Raw genomic sequence first — 22161 nt, forward strand, 5'->3', positions numbered from 1 at the left:
GCGGTCACCGACACGGTCAACGTCGTGTTGTCGTTGCGATCCTCGCTGGCCCCGGAGGGCCAGCGCTGCCCTGCGTGATCAGCGGGTTTCCATTCGATTCGGCAGGTTTCCGTGGCATCGTCCCAGCAAGTGGAACGACACGCCGTGGTCAGCTTCGGAACCTACAGGAAAGTTGCGGTGCATTGGTGGTTCCGAGCAGGGGCGGATGACCTTACGAAGCTCGCGGCAGCTTGGGTGTGATCAAGACATGCGAGGTCCGTCTGTCTTCGGTGCCCAACCGATGTCCTGGGTCTTTTTCGCCTCATGTCCCGCTTGCCAACACGACATGCCAGATCGGGTAGTCGGTGGAGGACGTTGTGGTCGCGGGCTTGGCGAGCCGGAGTGGCCTGTGTCTCACTTGCCGGGGTGCTGACGCGCCGGGTTCAGTCACGAAGCCGGTCAAGAAGGGTTAGTTCCGGTGGCGGAGAACACCGCGGTGGCCAGGGCGGTGAGGGCAGCTGCGACGGCGAGGACTGTCGGGGGGCCGCCGAGGGTGAGCAGGGTGCCGCCGAGGAGGCTGCCGAGTCCGAGGCCGAGGTAGATGGCGGATCCGGCGGTGGCGAGGAGTAGAGGGTGGCGGGTGTGGTCGAGCCAGGTGTTGGTGGCGGGGGTGGTGGACCAGCAGGCGCCGCCCCACAGGGCGGTGAGGGCGAGGGTGGGGGCGGGGTGGTCGGTGGTGGGGGCGAGCAGGATGAGCACGAGGGCGGCCAGGGCGGTGGCGGTGGCCGACCAGGTGCGGGGTGTGGTGTGGGGTAGGGCCCAGCCGGCGGTGAGGGTGCCGGTGGCGGCGCCGATGCCGTAGGCGGTGAGGTAGGCGGCGTCGGGGCCGTGGGGTGCGTGGGGGCCGCCGATGACCACGGCGAGGTAGGGGTAGACCGCGCCGGTGGCGGTCCAGGTCAGCAGTGCGCCGATGAGGATGCCGCGGGCGCCGGGGGTGGCCAGGGCGGCCAGGCGGTGGCGGAGCGGGATGGGCGGGGGTGGGGGTGTGGTGGGGGCCAGGGTGGCCACGAGGGTGGCGGCGAGCAGGCAGAGGGCGACCACCGACCACAGGGCGGGGGCGTGTCCGGCGTGGTAGGAGATCGCGGCGACGACGGGGACTCCGGCGAGCAGGGCGAGGGTGACCCCGGTCAGGACCAGGGCCACCGCCTTCGCGCGGTGCGGTGGTGCTGTGGTGGCGGCGGCGAGGGTGACGGCGGAGGCGGTGGCCAGGGCGGCGCCGAGGGCGGTGATGACCCGTCCGGCGAGCAGGGCGGGGTAGGTGGTGGCCAGGGCGGCGGTCGTGTTGCCGGTGGCGGTGACCAGCAGGCACCCGGTGAGCAGGGTGCGCCGGTCGAGTCGGGTGGTGGCCACGGCGAGGACGGGGGCGGCGAGCCCGCACACGAGGCCGAAGACGGTGGCGAGTTGGCCGATGGCGGCGGCGGTGGTGTGCAGGCTGGTGGCCAGGGTGGGCAGCAGTCCGGCGACGGCGTGGCCGGAGGTGCCGGTGGCGGCGGTGGCCACGACCAGCGCCCACAGCCCGGGACGGGGCCGACCGCGGCCCTGGTGGGGGCCGCGGTCGGGGTGGTGGTCGCTGGCGGTCACGGCAGGCGGGAGGTCGCGACGGTCAGGGCGGTGTCGGTGACCGCGCAGGCGTCGAGCCCGGGCAGGGTGCTGATCACCGTGACCCCGACGACGCCGCCCGCGGCGGGGACGAGGCCGACGCAGCCGGGCAGGGTCGCGCTGGCCACGGGGTCGATCAGCCCGGCCCGCCCGTTCCAGGTGCGGCCCTGGGCGCCGGCGCGCTTGGTCGGGTCGGTGTTGAGGTGCGGGCCCCACCCGACGACGAGGGTGAACAGCCTCGCCCCGGGCGGGGGCGGCCCGCCGACGGGGCCCTTGGCGTCGATCTTGACGTCGCCGTGGCTGAGGATGCACATGGTCTGCACCTCGGCGTCCCCGGTGTCGCCGGGGCGCTGCGGCGCGGCGGGGGTGGTGGTGGGTCGGGCGGCGGGCGGCAGGTCGTCCCACCCCACGACCGTGCACGGGTCGAACCCACCCGGCCCACCCCCGGCGGTGGAGGTGGCGGTGCCGCCGGCCACCGACCGGGTCGCCGCGCCGGTGGTGGTGGGGCGGGTCCCGGTGGGGGCGACGGCCTGGGTGGTGGGGGCGTTGAGGGCGCTGGAGAGGGCGGCGCCGATCGGGGCGGCGGCGGGGGTGGCGGGGTGGTCGGTACCGCACCCGGCCGCGGTGAGCGCGGCGGTGAGGGCGAGCACGAGGACGGCGGCCGGACGGACCGGGCGGGGGCCGGTGGCGGGGGTGGGCATGCGGGGGCCTTCCTGAGGGTTGTGGGGGTGGGCGCTCATCGGGTCTTGGTGACGATGACGGCGGCCAAGGCCTCGACGACCTCGCACGGCGGGGTCTGGGGGAAGCGGTTGTTGGCTGTGGTGATCCCGGCGGCGCCGTCGGCGAGGGTGATCACCGCCGAGCACTGGGGGCCGGTCTTGTCGTTGGCGGTGGTGACGATCCACCCGGGGTGCCCGCCCCAGGTCTTGGTGGTGGAGCCGGGGACCTTGGCCGGGTCGGTCTGCAGGTTGCGGTCCCAGACCACGGTGGTGGAGAAGACCCCGCCCTCGGGGCCGGTGGGCGGGCCGTCGGGGTTGATGGTGACCTTGCCGCTGTTGGAGTAGACGCAGCGCAGCCCGACCCCGTTCGTGCCGCCCGCGGGGCGCAGTTGCGGGGCGTGCTCGGCGCCGTCGGTGGGGCGCACCGGGGCCGGGAAGTCGCCCCAGGCGAGCCCGCAGGGGTCGAACGGGGCACCGACCTGCTCGGCGTTCTTGGGCGGGTCGAGGTCACCGAGGGCGACCGAGCCGGTCGCTCGACCGGCTCGGCGCTGCTCGGCGTCCCCGTCACCACCTGGCTCCCCACCGCTCCCGGTGGCCTGTGTGGACGGTGTAGGGGTGTCGGGGTCGGTGGTGGTGCAGGCGGTGGTGGTGATGAACGCCAGCATCGCGGTGGCGGCGGTGGCCGCGCGCACGTAGCGCCGGTCGATGCTCATGCCGTCCCTGCTCATGCTGTCCTGCTTGGTCATGCTGTCCTCCCGGGGCATCTCGGCTGTGTGGTCAGAGTTGGTCGAGGGCGCTGGTGAGCGCGGTGGTGGACAGGTCGCAGTCGCCGCTGGTGGCGGTGAGGGTCTGCACCTTGGGGCCCAGCGCGGCGAGCTCGACGTCCTCGACCAGGGCGACGGTGTCGGTGTCGAGCTGCACGGTGATCTCGCAGCGGGTCGCGCCGGTCAGGTCGGTGTACTGGCGGCGTCGGCCCTCGCGGCCGGCCACGGTGGTCGGGGAGACGGTGTCGCCGGGCAGGGCGGACTTGGGGTCCAGCAGCGAGTCGAGGCCGACGGTCAGCGCGACCAGGCCGCCGATCGCGGTCTTGTCCCCCGGTGCGCGTTGGGTGGGGTTGAGCGAGCAGGAGAACGGGTCGGTCATCATCGGGAACACCGCGCGCCCCAGCGCGGCCGCGGCCCTCGACAGCGCGGCGCACGGGTCGACGGCGGCCGCGGGCAGGGCGGGGGTGGTGATGGCGTCGGCGCGCAGGGCCGGGGTGCGCCAGAGCGCGCCCACCGCGTCGAGGTAGGCGGCGGCGATCTCGCAGGCGGGTCGCCCGCCCCCGCCCTTGCCGGGTGTGTCGTGGTTGTGCACCGACAGGTCGATGCCGGTGCGCTCGTCGAGCGGGTGCACCAGCAGGCAGGAGCGGCCCGGGGCGCCGCTGGGGTCACCGAGTTCGTGGAACACCAGCCCGGCGTGCTCGCGGGACGGCTTCGTGGTGACCGCCGGGGTGAGGATCGACCCGACCGAGATGTTGAGCGCCACCCCGGCGGTGGGGTCGCCGGGCGGGGTCATGCTCAGCGAGCAGTCACCCAGGTGCGGGGTGGGCATGAGCGACGAGGCGCGCAGGCCGGTGACCTTCGCCGCGGCGGCGGTGTCGTGCAGGGCGCACGGGTCGATCCGGCGCAGTTCGGCGTTGCGGCGCATCGTCTGCGCCTGGGCGTCGTTGGCGGTGATGCCCGGCACCGGCTGCGCCCCGCCGGACGTTCCCGGGGTGCCGGTCGGGGGTTGCCCGCTCGCTGCGGGCGGCGCGGCGACGGGGCGGGGGTTGCCGGTGACGGTGGTGGTGCACGCGGCGAGCGCCGCCCCGACGGCCAGGCTCGCCAGCAGGGCGGTGGTCGCCGGTCGTCTGCGGGTCCGGGGTGTGCGGTGGGTGGTGGTCATGGGCCCCTTCTCGGGTGGTGTGGCGGGGTGGTCAGTGGATGAGGACGGCGGTGCCGGGTGGGGCGATGCGGGTGAGCACGGGCATGGCCTCCGGGGGGACGAGCACGGACCCGTCGGACCCGGCCAGGCCCCAGGAGGCGGTGGGCCAGGTGTGCAGGCCGACCGCGGACAGCCCGGCGCCGTGGTCGAGGTGGGTGGATTGGTGGCTGGCCAGCACGAGGGCGTGGCGCACCAGTCCGGTGTCGGGGCGGACCTCCCCGAGGACGTAGGTGCGCCCGCGCGGGGTGGGGGTGGTGGCCTTGCCGACCCCGCACGGCCAGGACAGGCGGTTGGGGCCGTGGTGGGCGGTCAGGGTGCGGGTGCGCCGGTCCGCGACGAGGAAGCCGTGGTGGGGCACGGCCGCGACCTGCCCGCACAGCTCGACCCACCCGCTCGCCCCGTCGGGCAGGGAGGGCAGCAGGACCCGCACCCACCCCGGGTGCGCGTCGACGACCGGGACCCAGGTGCGCAGCCCCGGCCAGGACTCCGGGGGCAGCCGTGCCACCGCCGGGCCCTTCGGGGCCGTGTGCACGGTCACCGGTGCCTGCACCAGAAGTCGCAGCGGGTGCGGGGGCCGGTGCAGTCCGGGGTCACGGGGCAGGGCGGGCAGGTGCGCGTCCCACCGCACCTGCGGCAGCATCACCACCGTGGGGCGCGGGTCGGCGGTCATGACCGGGCCCTGGCGGTGGCGTCGGCGATGGTGTGGGCGGCCAGGACCAGGGAGTTCGGGTCACGCATGCGGTCGGTGAGCGGGTCCAGCAGCGACCGGGCCGATTCCCGGGTGCGCAGCAGGGTGCCCAGCAACCACACCAGGCGGGTCAGGTGCGGGGCGCGGCGCACCGCGTAGAGGTCGCCGGTGGGGGCGCAGTAGCCCAGGCTCCAGTACCCGCCCCGGTCCGGGCCCTCCAGCGGCAGGGCGGCGGGGTCGTCGTCATCGCCGTCGCGGCGCCACCCGTGCCCCCACGCCTCGATCCCGGCGACGCGCAGCCCCCCGTGCTGGTCGGGTTCGGCCCTGCGGGGGTCGGCGGCGAGGAAGGCGTCCTCGTCGACGAACACCGTCGTCGCCGCCGGTGGCCGGGGTCCCCGCGCCCAGCCCTCGGCGGCCTCGCCGAGCACACCGGTGCTGGGGGCCAGGTCGATGACCCAGTCCCGCAACCCGGTCAGCAGGCGCAGGGTGGCCTGGTGGCGGCGGGTGGTGTCGGCGTGTGCGGTGATCGCCGCGGCCAGCGGGTTCGGGCCGGGGCGGGTCGGCGGTGTGGTCGCGGCGCGGGCGGTGGCGACCCGGGCGGAGGCGGCGCGCAGTTCGGCGCCGAGGATGGCGACCAACCGGCGCAGGCTGGTCTCCACCCCCAGCAGGTCATCGACCGGTGAGTCGGTCAGCGCGGGCGCCCCGTCACCGAGCAGCAGCGCCGCCAGCGACCGCGGCACCGCCGCCGGGGCCCCGCGGATCCACAGCACCAGCCCGTCGGGCCGGTGCTCCCATTCCGCCGACGGCCACGCCGTCGTGGTGGTGGAGGACCGCGCGTGCGACGTGGACAACCCCTTTCTCATGTGCTGGAGGTGCGGTGACAGCGGTGACCCGGTGCCGCCGTGGTGATGCGGGGGTGCGCCGCCCCGGACGCTTCGGGGGGCTGTCCGGGGCGGCGCGGGAGGCGACCGCGAACGGTCGCCTGGTCACGAGGTGGTCAGACCCGGGGCTGGTAGAGCGAGCAGTAGGTCCGCCCGTCCGGGCCGACGACGAGGTTCGGGCGGACCGGCACGTAGTACATCTGGGTCACCCGCAGCCCCCCGCCCGGTCCGAACGACCCGGACTGCCAGGGCTCGAAGCAGCGGGTGAAGGTGGCCCCGTTGGACCAGTGGCCCTTGACCAGGACGAAGGTGTTGGCGCAGTGGGTGTAGATCCCCCTCCCGCCCGCACCGACCTGGAACCCGCAGACCGCCGCCTGGGCGGTGGTGGGGGTGGTGACCGCGGCCGCGCCCAGGGCGAGCAGGGCGGCGGCGGTGGCGAGTGCTTTCCTCACAAGGGAACTCCTGACGAGCGGTGTGAGACCCCAAAGCCTCTGTTGCCCCGCCCCTAGGCGGGCGGCCGGTCCACTCCCCGGAGATCGGGGAGTCTCCTGTGGACCGACCGCCCTTTCCTTGGGGGTCCCGACCGCGGGTGCGGCCGGCTTGGTCGCGGCCGGGGGCATCGGCCGCGAGTCCGTTCTCCCGCCTCGGACGGCGGGAGCGGTGGTGTGTCAGTGGCAGACCGGTGCGGCGGCGACCCAGGCGATCAGGTCGGTGCGCACCCACCCGGTGCTCCTGGTCCCGGTGCGCCGCACCGCGGCCCACCGGTGCCCGTCGCGGTGGGGTGTGGCGTCCACGCACCGCACGTCGATCGCCTCACCCGTGGGCATCAGGCCCCGCACGGTGCCGCCGACGGGTGTCGAGCGCACCCGCACCCCGGCGCCGATCGCGTGTCCGGGGGCCGGGGACCGCACCTGCTCGTCGAGGTTGTCGCCGGCCGCCACCCGCGCGGCCAGCGCGGCCGCCGCCGCGGCGACCTTCTCCACCGCGACCCGCAGCGGGATCGCGAAGATCAGCCCGCCGTCCCCTAGGGGGGACGCGGCGATCGCCTGGGTGCGCACGCTCTCGGCGGAGGCCGCGGTCGCGGGAGCGGCTGCGGACAGGGCGGCACCGGCGGCCATTACGGCCACGACAGCGGTGCGCAGGTTCGGCTTCACTGGTCAACCCCCTGGTTGTCGTTTGAGGTGCCCGGGTCCGACGCACCGGTGCGCGCCGGACCCGACCCCTCGGGTGCTGGGCCCGGTACGCCGCCTCCCCGCGTCGCCCCGGACCCCGAATCCCCGAGCTTTCCGGGGCGAGGGCAACGCTATTGACCGGACCGCGCCGCCGACCATCGGCAATACGCGGGTTCTTTTCGTCGCGCCTACTCACCGCACTGTCCCGGGTACGACCCGATTCCCCTCAGATGCCGACGGAAAGCCACCCACCCCGGGTCACCCTCACACCATTCACACGCGATCGACGCGCGGGGGCGGAGACGATCGAGCGCCCGACACGGCGGGTGACCGAAAGGGGTCGGAAGGTCGATCATTCACAGTTGTTCCGGTCACTGTGAACCACAGGATTAGGTATGCCGGGGATTGCGAGTAGGTATGCGGGGGTGTCGGAGTAGGTATGCCAGGATGAGGGGACGGTGGTTCACCGTAGACCGTTTGCTGGAATTCGCGGGTCGCTCCCGTTTGGCGGATGTCGATGGTTTCACGGTTTGGAACCATCACCGGTGCAGCAAAGGCGGATCGGACGGGGAGGGTGTTGTGACCGGGATCGCTGGGGGCACGTTCAGCGCGGAGTATTGGCGGTGCCCGCACGAGGTGGGCGCGGCGGTGCGGGAGCGCACGGCGGTGGAGCGGGCGGTGCTGCCCGACGGCCGGGAGATGTGGGTGATCACCCGGCACCGGGACGCGGTGGCGGCGTTGGCCGACCCGCGGTTGTCCAAGGACGCGGCGGCGTTGCGGGCGGCGATCGGCGCCCAGTTGCGGGAGTTGGGTCACGACGGCGAGGCGGTCACCGGGCTGATCGGGGAGAACCTGTTGTTCAGCGACGGCACGGGTCACGCGAGGCTGCGTCGGATCGCGAACCGGGTGTTCGGCGGGCGCCGCATGAGGTCCGCGCGGCCGTTGGTCCGGGAGATCACCTCCCGGTTGATCGACCAGGCGGCGGCGGTGGAGGGCCCGGTGGACCTGCGGGAGCGGGTGGGGCTACCGCTGCCGTTGGAGGTGATCAGCGACCTGCTGGGGGTGCCCGCCGGTCATCGGGCGATGTTGCGCCCGTGGGTGGAGGACTTGGTCGAGGAAGACCCTGAGCGCGCCCCCGCGGCTGGTGTCGCGCTGGGCGGGTACCTGGGTGGGCTGCTGGCCCAGCGGGCGCGGGACCCCGGTGATGACCTGATCTCGGAGCTGGTGGGTTGCGAGGTCGACGGTGACCGGTTGGACCCGCAGGAGGTGGTGATGATGGCGGTGTTGTTGGTGGTCGGGGGGTATGAGACCACCGCCAACGCGGTCACCAACGCCGTGCGGACCCTGCTGGTCGACCCCGGGCGGTGGGCGGCGTTGCACGAGGACCCGTCCCTGGTGCCCGCGGCGGTGGAGGAGGCGCTGCGAATCGAGGGGGGCCTGCGCCACGCCACCTACCGCATCGCCACCACCCCGGTCACCTACGGCGGGGTGACCATCCCGGAGGGGGCGGTGGTGGCGGTGTCGCTGCTGGGCGCCAATCGTGACCCGGCGGCGTTCCCCGATCCGGACGAGTTCCGCCTCGACCGGCGCCCGGACGCGCCGAACCTGGCCTTCGGGTACGGGGTGCACTACTGCGTGGGCGCGCAGTTGGGTCGCATGGAGTTGGCCGAGGCGGTGGGTCAGCTGACCGCCCGGTTCCCCCGGGCCCGGCTGCTCGAGCGGGAGCAGCGGTTCAGCGCGAGTCCGGTCACCCTCGCCAGGCTGGGGGTTCGGGTGCTGCTGTCCCCATGAGCACGACGAGTTCGGTGCGGTTGGCCGCGCCGGTCTTGCGCAGGATCGCCCCGACGTGGCTGTCGACCGTGCGCTGGGAGATGCCCAGCTGTCGGGCGATGGCCCGGTTGGTCAACCCGCGGGTGACCAACTGGGCGACCTCCAGTTCGCGGGGGCGCAGCCCGTGCCCGGGGGCCGGGGCGGGTTCGAGGTCGGCGATGACCTCCAGGGCGAGATCGACGGTGGCGTCGCGGGACAGCCGCTGCCCCTCGCTGACCAGGGCCCGGGTCCGGTCACCGCCGAGCTCGGTCAGGCACAGCGCGGTCGCGGCCTGGTGGATCCGCGACCACGGGGGAAGCCCGTTGAGGTCGGTGCCGATCGCGCGCAGCATCGAGGCCATCGCCCCCTGCAGGCGCGCGGCCTGCTCCACCTGCCCCCGCGTGGCGGCCATGGCCGCCGCTAGGTACACCGACCAGGTCAACCCCCACGCGTCGGACATGGCGTGCTGGGTGCGCAGGGCCAACCGCAGGGCCTCGGCGGCGTGCGCCGGGCGGCGGTCCTGGTGCTCGGCCAACGCCACCACGAACGCCGCCCAGGACATCGCCCACTGCGCCCCGGCCTCCTCGGTCGCGGCCAGGTACGCCCTGGCCTGCCCCGCGGCACCGGGCAGCTTGGAGAACGCCGCCGACAAGCACGCGAACAAGCGCAACATCGCCGCGTCGCCGCCCGCGCCGGGGCGGGCGACACCAGCCGCGATCTCGGCATCGGCGTCGTCGGCCGCCGCCGCCAACGCCGCTGCCGCCTCACGCTCGGTGACCCGGTCGCCGGTGAGCCACCGGCCCACCCCCGCGGCCAGCGCCAGCTCTCTGGGCACCGGCCCGCCTACGTGTTCGTGCAGGTCGTAGGCTTGGGCCAGCAGCTCGTGGCCGCGCTGCAACCTGCCCTGGCAGTAGGAGATCCACGCCCCCATCGCGACAGTGGCCAGGTGCGTGCCGCCCAGGTTGTCCGGGCGCAGCGCGGCGTTGGCCGAGAGGGCGCGACCGGTCAGCTCGCTCATCTCCCACAGCCTGCCTCGGAAGACGTGGGCGCGGGTGCGGGCCAGGTTCAGCACCAGGTCCACTGCGGCGCCCACCGTCACCGGTGACCGGGTGAGGTGGGCGACGGCGGCGGCGTGGTCGTCGCCGTGCTCGATGACCCGCAGCAGGTGTGACACCTCGTCCGGGCCGTACCACCGGGCGGCGTGCCCGGCGGCGGCCTCGGTGAAGTGCGCGGCGTGGGCGTCGCGGATGGCGTCGCGGTCCAGGTCGTCGAACACGAGCCCCTGCCCGTAGAGGCTCAGGGTCGGCAGCTGGTCGAACAGCGGCCGGTCACCAGGCACGCGCCGCACGATGGCGGTCTGCACCAGGTCGTGCAGGGCGGCGATCACCTGCGGGGCGGAAAACCCCAGACGGCGGCCCAGCCCCACGGCGGTGTCGCGGCTCCACCGCCCACGGCACTCGGCCAGGATCGCCCACAGCTTGCGCTGCTCGACGGTCAACATCCCCGCGGAGCGCTCCATCAGCTCGGTCAGCGACCGGTGACTGTCCTGCTCGACGCCCGGCACCCGCCCCAACAACGCCACATGCCCGTCCGGACCGAGCAGCTCATCAACGGTGTAGAGCACCAGCAGCCGGGCGGCGTGCTCCACCCCGAGGGCGAGCCCCCCGACGCGCGCGCACAGCTGAGCCAGCCGCGGGTCGTGGGGGTCGTGGTCCTGGCCCCGGGCGGCGAGCCGGTCGACCAGCAACCGCACCGCGTCCGGCACCTGCCCCGGCGGGGCGACCGTCGACAGCGGGTCGACGTGCAGCACGTGTTCACCGACATCGAGGAGCGCCTGGCTGGTCACCAGGACCCGCACCTCGGGTGAGGCGCGCCGCAGCGTCTCAAGCACCTCCCGCACGGGGACCAGCACGTGCTCGACGTTGTCGAGCACCACCAGCACCCGGCGCTGACCCAACCGAGCTGCGAGGCTGGTGTCGATGTTGTCGTCCAGGTTGTGCGGCACCCCCAGTGCCTGCAACACCCGGGTCCGCACCAGGGCGGCCTCCACCCCGTGCAACAGCACTTCGACGACCTCGTCGACCAGCTCGCGTACCCCGGGCCTGCGCACCAACTCGGCGGCCAACCTCGTCTTGCCGACCCCGCCCGGCCCGACCAACGCCACGACCGGGTGCTCGGCCACCAGCACCGCCCCCTGGGCCAAGTCCTCCTCGCGGCCGATCAGCCGAGCCCACGACGCCGGAAGCCGGTCACCGTCGCTCATCCACCACCCCCGCGCACGCGCACGGTGGGCGCCCCGCGCCACACCCCTGCCACCACACCCCCCGGTGTTGAAACGAACCTAACCTCCGCCGATTCTCCTGACCTGCGGATACGCCGGAGTATAGGCAGCAATCCGACTCTTGGGTCATCGTCTCCGCAAAGACCGACGCCGGACGTGTCCCTCACGTGCACCGCGCAGAGTCGGGATGGCCTTCCCACCCGGCGATTCGGGAGGGTCAGCGCGGCGCCATCCCGGATCGCACACAAGCAAGGTTCACCGGATCGGATCAACGGTTGCGCGTGTTGTCCGAGATTGTCTCGATTTGCGCTGGTGTCGCACTCCGCCACTCCGCAGCGGCAGGCCATAGTTGACACCACCGGCAGAAGGAATAGTCTGAGTGGGCGCGACGTGAAACCACATTCATTGAAAAGATCACTGTGGTTGTCGTCGTCAGATCGGCGGGACTCCTGATCCGACCGATCCGGGAATGCACCGGCCGTGGGGGTCTGGGGATCGACGACTGTTGTCCCGGTGCGCAGTAGAGGGAGAGCACACACTCCGGTCGACACCTCGCGGTGTGCCCGGCGTCCTCGCGCGGGCACACCGTCGCGCCGTCCGGGCTGAGGCCTGCCCGGTCGCGGCGCTCGCCTGATGTCACCAGACGACCGAACCCCCTCGCCCACGCCGACAGCATCACAGCCCGGATCGGACCGTGCTGTGCTGACGGAGGTGGGCCGGCGAGGTGGTGCCGTCGTCGATCCCCAAGGGACACACCATGCACCCGAACGCTTCCGACCACCGTGAACCCACCACCGGCTTCCCGACGCCGATCGTGCCCACCCTGCCCCCGGGTGGGCCGTCGGTGCCGCTCGCCGGGCATGCCACCGCTGATGCCGTGTCGCAGGGCTGGTGCACCCTCGGCGCCGAGCTCGCGGTGGCTGCCCGGCGGGTCCGGCCGACCCTGCCCGACTCCGACGTGGACGCCGCCGTCGAGGCCGGGATGCTCGCCACCGCACCAGAGCACGACGGCTCCGCCGCCCACCACCGCGGTGTCGACATCGACGACGCTGTCGCGGCCACTGTGGACGTCGCGCGGGCCGCCGCGGCGACGGCGCCGGAGTTGGCCGCGTGCACGCGCGGTGCGGCGGACTGGTCGCGGTTCGGGACGGTGATCCCGGTGCTCGGCGCGTCGTGCGGGGTCGGGGCCTCGGTGCTGGCCGCCACCCTCGCCGACGCCCTCCAGCTCGCCCACCACAGCGTGCTGCTGGTCGACCCGAGCGACCCGGGCCGCTCCGGGTTGGGCTTCGCGGCACGCTCACGCGGCCCGTGGCACGTCCGCCCCCACCCCAGGGTCGGCATCCGCTTCTCCTGGCGGGCGCAGGCGTTGTTGGCCCAGGTCGAGACCGACCTGGGTGTGCTGGCGCCGGGCATGGTGCCCGCGCCGCGGTGGTGGTGCCCGCCGCGGCACCGGGTGGCGGTCACCGTGGTCGACCTCGGCCATGACCCGTGGCGGCTGGCCGCGCACCCGGTGGCGGGGGCGGCGGCGTGGCTGCGCGCCGGGGCACCGGTCCCCCGCCCGGTGCTGGTCGTGTGCCCGAGCCACCCGTCGCTGCGCTACGCCGAGCAGGTGCTCGCCCGCATGCAGCCGTGGGTCGCCACCGGCGCCGCGGCCGCCCCCACGCAGCTGGTCGTGATGGGGGCCCGACGCTGGCCCCGGGGTGTGGCCGGGGCGGCCGGCCGGCGGGTCGCGGAGCTGCTGCCGGGCGCTGTGTTCGTCCCGCACCACCCGGCCACCGCCGCCGCCGGGGTCACCCCCGACCCGACCCCGCCCGCGTTGCGGCGGGCGATCTCCCCGCTGCTGCGCCGGTGGGGGCTGGCCCCCGATCCCACCCGACGACCCAGGAGGAACAGGTGAGCGTGTACCTCGACGCCGGCATGGCGCTGCTGGCGCAGATCCCCGACCCGGCACCGGTCGAGCCGCCGGGGTCCTCGCAGATCCTCAGCGTGGTCGGCAACGTGCGCTGGGCGGCGGGGGTCAGCCTCATCCTGGGCTTCTTCGGTGGCCTGCTGACCTGGGCCGGCGGGCGCCTGGTCGATCACCACCGGGCGGGGCGGATCGGGCTGATCATGATGCTGTGCGCGGTGGGCGGCGGGCTGCTCTACGGCGTCGGCTGGCAGATCATCAACAGCTTCGCTGGCCTGAAATGAGCGCCCCCCACACCGACACCGCGGCCCGCAGGCGGGCCTGGGTGACCCTGGGCTCGGTCCTGGTCGCCGGGCTCGTGCTGCTCGGCGCTGTGGTCGCGGTCCTGGTCGCACGCCACTCCACACCACCACCCCCGCCCGGCACCGCGGTCCCGGAGCCGACCTCCGCACCGGTTCCCGGTGACAGCGAGGAGCAGGCGTTGGCGGCCCGGCCGATGCCGCTGCTGCCGCCCGCCGCGGCGCAACCGCAACCGCTTGCCCCGACCGGTGGCGGCGCTGCCCTGCGCGTGCCCGCCCCGGCCGGGGACACCGGGGCGTGGATCCCGTCCGGTTTCCCCGCCACACCGGAGGGGGCGCTGGGGCAGTTGCGGGCGCTGGACGAGGCGGCGGTGAGCGGGGCGGACCCGGAGGTGTTCGCCCGCGGGTATCGGGAGAACGCCGAGCCCGGTGCCCCCGACCCGGCGGCGACGGGTCTGGCGGCGGTGCTGCGCAGCCTGCGGTCCCGGGCGTCCCTGCCCGGCACCGGCCCGGTCCCTGGGCTGGTGGCCCGCTTCCAGGTCACCCACGGGCTGATCAAGGGCACCGGGTCGGCGGGGCGGTTCGTGGTCGTGTGCGTGCTCGGGCAGCTCTCCGTCGGCGTCGGCGGCCGCGTGGTCAGCGCGGGGGTGGGCGACTGCCAGGCGATGCGGTGGTCCGGGACCCGGTGGCGTGTGGCCTCCGGCCCTCTGGCGGCCCCGGCGCCGAGCGCGTGGCCGGGCAGCGCGGACGCGGTCCGCGCCGGATACCGGGAGCTGAGCTGATGTGGCCCTTCGATGACATCGGCGGCGCGATGGGCGAGGCGGTCAAGAACATGGTCGCCTCCGCGTTCGAGATCGCGATGCGCGCGATCTGGGACGCGAGCCTGGCGGTGCTGCGCGGGTCGTTCACCCTCGCCGACCGGTTCGCCACCTTCACCGTCGACACCCGCTCCGGGCCCGTGTCGGTGCTGTGGCCGATGATGGTGTGGATCAGCGCGGTCCTGGCGCTCGGGTTGTTCTTCTGGCAGATGATCGTGACCACCCTGCGCGGCGGCCGCGGGTTCCTGCGCCTGATCACCGGCCCCGCCCAGTACGGGGTCGCCCTGGCGGTGACCGTGGGCATGGTCGCGGCGTTCCTGACCGGGGCCGAGGGACTGACCCAGGCCATCCTGCAGACCGGGCTGCGCAGCAAGAACTTCTCCGAAGCCCTCAACCACACCAGCTTCAGCGACGCCGCCATCGACGGCATCAAGGCCGCCGTGCTGGGCATCTGCGCGTTCATCGGCGTCATCCCCGCTGCGATCGGCTACATCCTGGAGATGCTGTTCCGCGAGGCCGCGGTGTACGTGCTCGTCGGGGCCATCCCGGTGACCGCCGCGGGTCTGCTCGCCCGGGTCACCGCCTCGTGGTTCTGGCGCACCGTGCGGTGGCTGCTGGCCTGCATCGCCATGCAGCCGGTGCTGGCGATGACCCTCGTCCTCGGCGTCGCGATCGCCGGCGGCTCGCAGGGCCTGTCGGGGCTGCTGGCCGGGGTCGGCGTCCTGCTCATCTCCCTGTTCTGCCCGTTCGTGCTGTTTCGCCTGTTCGCGTTCGTCGACCCCAACACCGACGTCGGGGGCGCGTTCCGCGACACCCTCTCCGGGCTCGGGATCAACTCCTACGGCGCGTCCAACCCGGCGGTGGCCGCCTCCGCCGCCCTGGGCGCAGGCGGGTCCGCGGGCCTCGACGGGGGCGGCGCCGGCGCCGGGGAGGCGGCCAACGTCGGCCGGTTCGACCAAGCGGTCGCCGAGCACGCCCGGGACACGATGGACGACACCGGCATCGGCCACCCCGCGGGCGGTGACCACAGGGACGCCGACGACACCACCGACACCACAGACACCGAGGGGTCCCCGGACCAGGCCGACTCCGACCCGCCCGAGGGCCCGGGAGCGGGCGAGGGCGCGGACCCGCAGCCCGACGACCCGGGCCCCGGCGAGGCGTCCCCACCCGGGGCCGACACCGACCCGCCCCACCCCGGCCAGGACGACGGGGACGACGAGGGCGGCAGCCCACCGGGTCCCGGCGGCGGCCCGACCGGCCCGGACACCGACAACGACGGCCCCGGCCCCACCGGTAGCGGCGGTGGCGGTGGGGGCGGTGCTGGTGAAGGCGGCGATGTGGCCGAAGCGGAGGAAGCGGCGGTGGTCCTGTGACGACGCGCATCTACCGGGGGCTCGCCCGACGTGAGCGCGCCGGGTGGCTCCTGGGCCTGACCCCGGGGCAGGCGGTGGTGTGCGTGGTGCTGTTGGCCCCGGTGCTGTGGGCGTTGGCTGGTGGCCGGTTCGCCGCGGCGGGCGTGGCCCTGGTGGTCGGCGGTGTCGGTGTCGCCTTGGTGGTGGTGCCCGTGCGTGGTCGCCCCGCGGCGCGGTGGCTGGGGCACCTGGTGCTGTTCCAGGTCGGTGTGCTCACCGGGTGGTCGCGGTGGCAGTCCAGGGCCGCCGCCGGTGCGGCGGTGGACCCCGACGAGCCGGACCTGCCCGGGGTGCTGGCCCGGGTCGGGTTCCCCGACGGTCCCCCGTTCCGCGACGTCGGGCGGCTGTGCCTGATCCACGACACCGGCGACGGCCGCTGGGGTGCCACCGCCCGCCTGACCCACTCCGGGACCGGGATGCTCTCCGACGAGCAGTGCGAACGCCTGGCGCACCGCCTGGGCACCCTGCTGCTGTCCTTGGGGCACCGGGAGGTCGTCGACCGGCTGAGCCTGCTCGTGCGCACCGTGCCCGACGACGGCAGCGAGTACGAGGTCTGGCGGGGCGACCACGAGGTCCTCGACGCGCCCCGCCTCGCCCGCCAGGCCACCGACGAGCTCGACCGGACCATCGGCGGGGTCAGCGTGCGCCACGAGGTGTTCGTGACCGTCTCCGGCCCCGAGGACCGGCTGCGCAGACCCGCCGCCGCCGCGGGCGGCGGGGTGAGCGGGCGGGCGGTGGCGTTGTACCGGGTGCTCGACGGGCTGGAGGACCCGCTCAAGGCCCTCGGCGCCCGCACCGTGCAGTGGCTCGACGGCCCCGCCATGGCCGAAGCGCTGCGCACCGGGTTCAACCCCGCCGCCCGCGCCGTGCTGGCCACCGCCCACGAACGCGGGCGACGCGGGTTGGAGAAGGCCGCCGCCGGGCCGACCTCCGCGCCCTCACCCGCCGCCCGCTCCTACACCCACGACGGGTTCACCACCGTCTCCTACACCGCCCTGATGCCCACCGCGGGCACCGTGTTCGGGTCCCTGGGTCCGCTGCTGGCCGTGCACACCGCCGGGGAGCGGCGGACCCTGGCCATCCACTACGAGGTCCTCGACCCCCGCCGCGCGAACCAGGCGGTGCGCGGCACCCGGTTCCGCACCACCGTGGTCACCGATCTCAAACGGGGCAAGGGGTTCGCCACCACCGCGGGCGACGAACGCCAGGCCCACGGTGCCCGCGCCCAGGAGCGCGCCGTGGCCGCCGGGCACGCGGTGGTGCGCTTCACCGTCGCCGCCGCGGTCACCGTGCCCGCCGGGTGGCGGGTGGAGGACCACGCCGCGCGCATGGAAGCCGACGCCGCGGGCCGGTTCCGGCTGCTGCGGCTCGACCTGGCCCAGGACTCGGCTTTCGTCGCCGCGGTCCTGCCGGTCGGGATCGGGTTGCCCCGCCACCGGGGAGGACTGCTGTGACCAGGCGCAAGACAGGTGAGCGCAGCGCCGCGGCGCTGCTGGCCGACTTCGGCGCCCCGCCCACCCCGACCAGCCCGGTGATCAGCCCGTCGGGGCCGCGGTGGGAGGACCGCGACCGGGTCAACCGGGCACGCGCACCCCGGCGCGGCCGGGCACGCCCGGGGCACGGGTGGGCGCCGGTGGCGCCCCCGGTGGCGGTCTACCAGGCCGCCACCAGCGAGATCGGCGGGCTGTTCCCGCTGATCTCCGCCGCGGGCACCCCGGCGATCGGGGCGCGCATCGGCTACGACACCCTCTCCGGCGGCGCGTTTTACGCCCACCCGATTGAGTGGGTGCTGCGCGGGCTGGCGACCAACCCGAACATGGTCGTGTTCGGCGAACCCGGGCGCGGCAAGAGCAGCACCGTCGTGGCGTTCCTGCTGCGGATGATGCTGTTCGGGGTCAAGACCCTCATCTCCGGTGACGTCAAGGGCGAGTACACCCCGCTGCTGCGCGGGCTGGGCATCACCCCGATCACCCTGGGCAGCGGCAGCCCCGCCCGGCTCAACGCGTTGGACTTGGGCCCGTTGCGGACCCGGTGGGCCGGGTGGCCGCTGGCCCGCCAACGCGAGGAACTGGCCGGGGTGCTGGGGCGGTGGGTCACCCTGCTGGTCGCCTTGGCCGAGGCGCAGGGCTACCGGGCCACCGTGACCGACGAGGCGGTGCTCTCCGCGGTCCTGCGCCGCCTGGTCGGGGTCGACGACGGCTACACCCACCTGCTGCCGGTCACCATCCCCCACGTCCAACGGCAACTCGCCGACCCCGACGACGCCCTCGTGGCCGCCACCCGGTTCGCCGACCGCCGCCAGTTCCTCGACACCCTGCGCCCGATCACCGACGCCCTGGGCAACCTCATCACCGGGCCCCTGGCCGGGCTGTTCGACCAGGAGACCACCATCGCCCTGGACTGGGACGCCCCCGCCCAATCCATGGACCTGTCCCGGCTGCGCCCACGCGGGGACCAAGCCGTCGCCGTCGCCCTGACCTGCCTGGGCTCGTGGTCGAGCATGGTCACCGACCTGCAGGACGACGGCGAGATCCGCCTCGTCGTGCGCGACGAGGTCTGGCGGCAGATGCGCCTGGGACTGCGCGCCGTGCACGCCGTCGACTCCGACCTGCGCCTGTCCCGCGCCGACCGCAAGATCCAGGTCCTGGTCATGCACAAACCCTCCGACCCGCTCTCGGTCGGCGCCGCCGGGTCCCAGGAAGTCGCCATCGCCAAAGACCTGCTCGCCCTGTGCTCCACCCGCATCCTGTTCGGCCAGTCCACCCGCGTCGCCGACGACCTCGCCGAAGACCTCGCCCTGTCCGAGCGCGAACAGGACAGCATCACCGGGTGGGCCATGGACCGCACCGGCCGCGCCCTGTGGAAGATCGAGAACACCACCGGCCACCGCGTCCAGATCGTCCTGTCCCCCACCGAACGGCGCCTGTTCGACACCAACGCGGCCCTGCGCGCGCGAAAGCCCCGATGAGCACGCCCACGAACCCGGGCCCGGCCGTCGCCGGGGCCACCGCCGCCGTGTACACCCTGCTGGTGATCCCGGTCCTGCTCGTCGGGGTCATCCTCACCGCCACCCACACCGCCGCGACCACCACCGCCGCGGCCATCGTCGAGTGCGCCACGGCCCGCTTCGCCGACCACGGCCCCGGCGGGGTGTCCCAGCCCATCGCAGGCGAGGACTTCACCGCCGAGCAGCTCGCCAACGCCCAGACCATCACCGCCGTCGCCGTGCAGCGGCGCCTGCCCCGGCGCGCCGCCGTGCTCGCGGTGGCCACCGCGATGGTCGAGTCCGGGCTGGTCAACGTCGGCTACGGCGACCGCGACTCCCTCGGCCTGTTCCAGCAACGCCCCAGCCAAGGGTGGGGGACACCGGAGCAGGTGCTCAACCCCGCCTACGCCGCCGCCACCTTCTACGATCACCTGCTCGCGCTGCCCGGCTGGCAGACGATGCCCCCCGGACAGGCCGAGCAGGCCGTGCAACGCTCGGCGTTCCCCGACCGCTACGCCCCGCGTGAACCCGCCGCCGCTGAACTGGTCGACCGCTACTGGCAGGGCCCGGACAACCCCGTCCCGCCGCCGCCCGGCGCCACTCCGGCCCAGTACACCCCTGCCGCGGCCGGGTGCCCGGACAAGGGCAGGGGGAACTTGAACCCGCGGGACCTCGACCCGAAGCAGCTCCCGCCCGGCTTCACCCTGCCCCCCGACCGGGCGCAGTCGGCCGCGGTCACCTACGCGCTGGTCCAGCTCGGCAAGCCCTACCGGTGGGGCGCCGAAGGCCCCGACGCCTTCGACTGCTCCGGGCTCATGCAGGCCGCCTGGGCGCACGCCGGGGTCGCCATCTCCCGCACCACCGCCACCCAGGTCCACGACGGCGTCCCGGTCGCCTCGATCGCCGCAGTCGCACCCGGGGACCTGGTGTTCATCCCCGGAGCCGACGGCACACCCGCAGCACCCGGGCACGTCGGGATGTACGTCGGCAACGGGTACATGGTCGACGCCTACGACGAGACCCGCGGCGTCATCCTCACCACCCTCGACTCCTGGAAGCCCAAGATCGTGGCCATCCGCAGAGTCGCCGCCAGCGACGGCGACGGACCTCCGGCGGGTGGTGACCCGCGGCTGTGAGGACCACGTCCCTCTCCTTCGTCCACCGCGAGGTCGCGGTGCTGCTGACCGCGCTGGCGGGCCTGTGTCTTCTGGTGCTGACCGCCGCCCTGCTGATGACGGGCGCCGCCGTCTCCACCGCCCTGCTCGGCGGACCCTGGTCGATGCCCACCCCCGGACGGTGGGGCGAGAAGGTGCTCGCCGTCCTGACCCACCCCTCCCACCCCGGCACCGACCTCGGCCCACCCTGGTCAGACGCCCTGACCGGGCACGCGGGCACGTACTGGGTGGTCACCGGCGCGCTGGCCGCTGCCGCCATGGCCACGGCCCTCGCCGCGGCGAAGGTGGTGATGCGGTTGTTCGGCCGGGCCTCGGCCGGGCACGCCAGCCGAGACGACATCCGCGCCGAGCTGTCACTGGCAGCCGCCCGACGCACAGCGCAGTGGACCCGCCCGACGATGCCCGCCGCAGCACGCGAGCGGGCGCCACTGGAGCAGGTGGCGGCCCCGCTGCACCTATCCCCCTGGAAGCGGCCGATGGGCACCCCCTTCGAGAACCCAACCGGCACGCTGGCACCCACACAGAGCGGCAAATCCCGCCGCGACCTCGTGCACAAGGTCATCGGCGCCCCCGGTGCCGTGCTGTGCAGCACAACCAAGCCGGATCTGCTCGAGTTCAGCGGCATCCTGCGCGCGCGACGGCAAGGCGCCGGGCCGGTGCTGGTCGCCGACGCCACCGGCGCCGTCGACTGGCCCGCCCGCCTGCTGTGGTCACCGATGCAGGGCTGCCACGACCCCACGGTCGCGTTCCGCCGCGCACACACCATGGTCGAGGCATCCTCGGTCGGCCTGTCCGACATCGGCGGCAACGACCGCGTCTTCCGCGGCCGCGCCACCATCGTGCTCCAGTGCTACTTCCTCGCCGCCGCCTGCCACGAGCGCACCGTCGACGACCTCGTGCGCTGGGCCATGAGCAAGCCCGTAGACCAGGAACCGGTACGGCTGCTGCAACAGGCCGGGTTCGACGAGCACGCCCGCAACCTCCGCACCGAGATCGGCATGGTCGCCGAGACCTCCGACGCCGTCTGGCTCAGCGTCCGCCGGGTGATCGAGCCCTTCATGGACCCGAACATCCGCACCCTGGCCTCCCCAGAGCCCGGCCACGAGTTCGACGCGGCGGACTTCATCGCCCGCCGCGGCTCGCTCTACCTCGTCGCGGGCCAGCACCAGGCAGCCCAAGCCGCGCCGGTGCTGACCGCGCTGGTCGAGCACTGGCTGACCACCGCCCAGGACGCCGCCCTGCGCACCCCGCACCGCCGCCTCGACCCGCCCGCGACCGCCATCCTCGACGAGCTCACCAACGCCACCCCCGTCCCGCAGCTCCCCGACATCGTCTCCGACTCCGCAGGCCGCGGCGTCCCGATCCACTGGGGCGCACAGTCGCTGGCCGCGCTGGAGGATGTCTTCACCCCGGAACGCACCCGCCAACTGCTGGACAACACCACGACATTGAGTGTGTGGGGTGGCATCAAGGACCCCACGACCTTGGAATGGGTGTCGACCCTGACCGGCCACCACGAACGCATTCGCCGCCAAGAGCAGAGCGCGGGGATGCTGGGCACGTCCCATACCTCCTACGGCACGGAGACCGTCCCGACCTACCGCCCTGGCGACGTGCGCGGCATCCGCCGCGGACGGGTGCTGGTCCTGCACCGCCACCTCGACCCCATCCTCGCCCGCACCCGCGATGTCTCCCAACGCCCCGACTGGAAGACCATCCGCGACCACGTCCACGCTGTTCGCAACGGCGAGGTCCCCCTCGACGCGCACGGCACCGCCCATCCCCTCGACCATCCGAGGTCACAACATGGGTGACCAGCCAACACCCGGCGACGGCGAACCCGATCGCGACGACCAGATCACAGCGCTGGCGGAACTCCTGAGCCACATCGAACAACGCCTGCACGGCCTCGAAACGGCGGTCGACGCGCTCATCAACCAAGACCCCACCGAACGTAAACCCGCCGAGCCCGCCCCCTGGGTCTGGTACAGCCCACCCGCCGCCGCCGAGGACGACCCCGACACGGACCTGGACCCACGCTTCACCGTCGACAACTTCATCGGCTGGTACAACACCACCCTCGTCGGCATCGACGGCAGCTCCGCCCGCCCCATCCCCGACTGCTGGCACCAACACACCGGCCTAGCCCTCGAAGTCGCCGCACTCGCCTACAGCTGGCGAGAAGCCAACATCGGGCCAGGTGCCACCGCGCGGGACGCGCAGTATTGGCTGCATCAGTGGCGGCCCGCTTTCACCGACCGCATGGTCCGCCACTGGGTACACCCCGACTGCCTCGACGGCACACACCGCCGTACCACGGAACACGAACGGGCCAACCGGTTCACACTGCCGCACGACCACGTAACTACCCGACGCGGCCCAGGTTCCACGACATAGCCGCCGCTCCTA

Annotated in this window: 19 protein-coding genes and 1 CRISPR repeat array (1 of these 20 running past the window's edge); of the genes, 10 read left to right on the top strand and 9 right to left on the bottom strand. The window is 74.1% G+C overall.

What is annotated here, in order from left to right; all coding sequences use genetic code 11:
• Positions 1–69: direct repeats of the CRISPR family, unit length 37 nt; unit sequence GTTGCGATCCTCGCTGGCCCCGGAGGGCCAGCGCTGC; it begins 547 nt to the left of the window's first position.
• A 369-nt stretch (positions 70–438) separates the two neighbouring features.
• The 8 genes from BJP25_RS16080 to BJP25_RS34210 all read right to left on the bottom strand — a co-directional run bounded on the left by BJP25_RS16080 (position 439) and on the right by BJP25_RS34210 (position 7045).
• On the bottom strand, positions 439–1620 hold the full coding sequence (locus tag BJP25_RS16080; protein ID WP_075975715.1) for an MFS transporter: 1182 nt from the start codon (positions 1618–1620) through the stop codon (positions 439–441).
• On the bottom strand, positions 1617–2339 hold the full coding sequence (locus BJP25_RS36235; RefSeq protein WP_075975716.1) for a hypothetical protein: 723 nt from the start codon (positions 2337–2339) through the stop codon (positions 1617–1619). Before BJP25_RS36235 ends, BJP25_RS16080 begins: the two co-directional genes overlap by 4 nt.
• Positions 2340–2374: 35 nt before the next feature.
• The gene (locus BJP25_RS16090) at positions 2375–3103 is read right to left on the bottom strand and encodes a hypothetical protein (RefSeq protein WP_075975717.1); all 729 of its coding nucleotides are present in this window, start codon (positions 3101–3103) and stop codon (positions 2375–2377) included.
• 31 nt (positions 3104–3134) lie between these two features.
• A complete protein-coding gene (locus BJP25_RS16095; protein WP_075975718.1) occupies positions 3135–4283 on the bottom strand; it encodes a hypothetical protein in 1149 nt (382 codons plus the stop codon).
• 31 nt (positions 4284–4314) lie between these two features.
• Positions 4315–4992, bottom strand: coding sequence for a L,D-transpeptidase (locus tag BJP25_RS16100; RefSeq protein ID WP_075975719.1), 678 nt, complete (start codon positions 4990–4992; stop codon positions 4315–4317).
• A complete protein-coding gene (locus BJP25_RS16105) occupies positions 4989–5861 on the bottom strand; it encodes a hypothetical protein (protein ID WP_075975720.1) in 873 nt (290 codons plus the stop codon). Before BJP25_RS16105 ends, BJP25_RS16100 begins: the two co-directional genes overlap by 4 nt.
• A 146-nt stretch (positions 5862–6007) precedes the next feature.
• Positions 6008–6343, bottom strand: a complete 336-nt coding sequence (locus tag BJP25_RS16110) for a DUF6355 family natural product biosynthesis protein (protein WP_075975721.1) — start codon at positions 6341–6343, stop codon at positions 6008–6010.
• 216 nt (positions 6344–6559) lie between these two features.
• Positions 6560–7045 carry a hypothetical protein gene (locus tag BJP25_RS34210; RefSeq protein WP_158075659.1) on the bottom strand — a complete coding sequence of 162 codons (486 nt, stop codon included), beginning with the start codon at positions 7043–7045 and terminating at the stop codon, positions 6560–6562.
• 597 nt (positions 7046–7642) lie between these two features.
• On the opposite strand from BJP25_RS34210, the gene BJP25_RS34215 reads away from it, so the two are divergent.
• Complete coding sequence (locus BJP25_RS34215) at positions 7643–8854, top strand: cytochrome P450 (protein WP_075975723.1); 1212 nt, start codon at positions 7643–7645, stop codon at positions 8852–8854.
• On the opposite strand, the gene BJP25_RS16125 is transcribed toward BJP25_RS34215, so the two are convergent.
• Positions 8811–11135, bottom strand: coding sequence for an ATP-binding protein (locus BJP25_RS16125; RefSeq protein ID WP_075975724.1), 2325 nt, complete (start codon positions 11133–11135; stop codon positions 8811–8813). The genes BJP25_RS34215 and BJP25_RS16125 overlap by 44 nt on opposite strands.
• Before the next feature lie 775 nt (positions 11136–11910).
• On the opposite strand from BJP25_RS16125, the gene BJP25_RS16130 reads away from it, so the two are divergent.
• From BJP25_RS16130 to BJP25_RS16170, 9 genes are read left to right on the top strand one after another with little or no spacing between them, the layout of a single operon-like run.
• Positions 11911–13050, top strand: coding sequence for a hypothetical protein (locus tag BJP25_RS16130; RefSeq protein WP_233158098.1), 1140 nt, complete (start codon positions 11911–11913; stop codon positions 13048–13050).
• Positions 13047–13343, top strand: a complete 297-nt coding sequence (locus BJP25_RS16135; RefSeq protein ID WP_084794060.1) for a hypothetical protein — start codon at positions 13047–13049, stop codon at positions 13341–13343. The genes BJP25_RS16130 and BJP25_RS16135 overlap by 4 nt, the downstream gene beginning before the upstream one ends.
• On the top strand, positions 13340–14140 hold the full coding sequence (locus BJP25_RS16140; RefSeq protein WP_075975725.1) for a hypothetical protein: 801 nt from the start codon (positions 13340–13342) through the stop codon (positions 14138–14140). Before BJP25_RS16135 ends, BJP25_RS16140 begins: the two co-directional genes overlap by 4 nt.
• Entirely contained in the window at positions 14140–15552 is a 1413-nt protein-coding gene (locus BJP25_RS16145; RefSeq protein WP_075975726.1) for a hypothetical protein, read from the top strand. Before BJP25_RS16140 ends, BJP25_RS16145 begins: the two co-directional genes overlap by 1 nt.
• On the top strand, positions 15549–17045 hold the full coding sequence (locus BJP25_RS16150) for an SCO6880 family protein (RefSeq protein ID WP_075975727.1): 1497 nt from the start codon (positions 15549–15551) through the stop codon (positions 17043–17045). Before BJP25_RS16145 ends, BJP25_RS16150 begins: the two co-directional genes overlap by 4 nt.
• Positions 17042–18559: an ATP-binding protein gene (locus tag BJP25_RS16155; RefSeq protein ID WP_233158099.1), complete on the top strand. Its 1518-nt coding sequence runs from the start codon at positions 17042–17044 to the stop codon at positions 18557–18559. Before BJP25_RS16150 ends, BJP25_RS16155 begins: the two co-directional genes overlap by 4 nt.
• Entirely contained in the window at positions 18556–19713 is a 1158-nt protein-coding gene (locus tag BJP25_RS16160) for a C40 family peptidase (RefSeq protein ID WP_075975728.1), read from the top strand. Before BJP25_RS16155 ends, BJP25_RS16160 begins: the two co-directional genes overlap by 4 nt.
• The gene (locus BJP25_RS16165; protein ID WP_075975729.1) at positions 19710–21566 is read left to right on the top strand and encodes a type IV secretory system conjugative DNA transfer family protein; all 1857 of its coding nucleotides are present in this window, start codon (positions 19710–19712) and stop codon (positions 21564–21566) included. The genes BJP25_RS16160 and BJP25_RS16165 overlap by 4 nt, the downstream gene beginning before the upstream one ends.
• Positions 21559–22149 carry a hypothetical protein gene (locus BJP25_RS16170; RefSeq protein WP_075975730.1) on the top strand — a complete coding sequence of 197 codons (591 nt, stop codon included), beginning with the start codon at positions 21559–21561 and terminating at the stop codon, positions 22147–22149. Before BJP25_RS16165 ends, BJP25_RS16170 begins: the two co-directional genes overlap by 8 nt.
• The last annotated feature ends 12 nt before the right edge of the window (positions 22150–22161 follow it).

The organism is Actinokineospora bangkokensis (genome assembly GCF_001940455.1).
In the GTDB taxonomy this organism is placed as follows: domain Bacteria; phylum Actinomycetota; class Actinomycetes; order Mycobacteriales; family Pseudonocardiaceae; genus Actinokineospora; species Actinokineospora bangkokensis.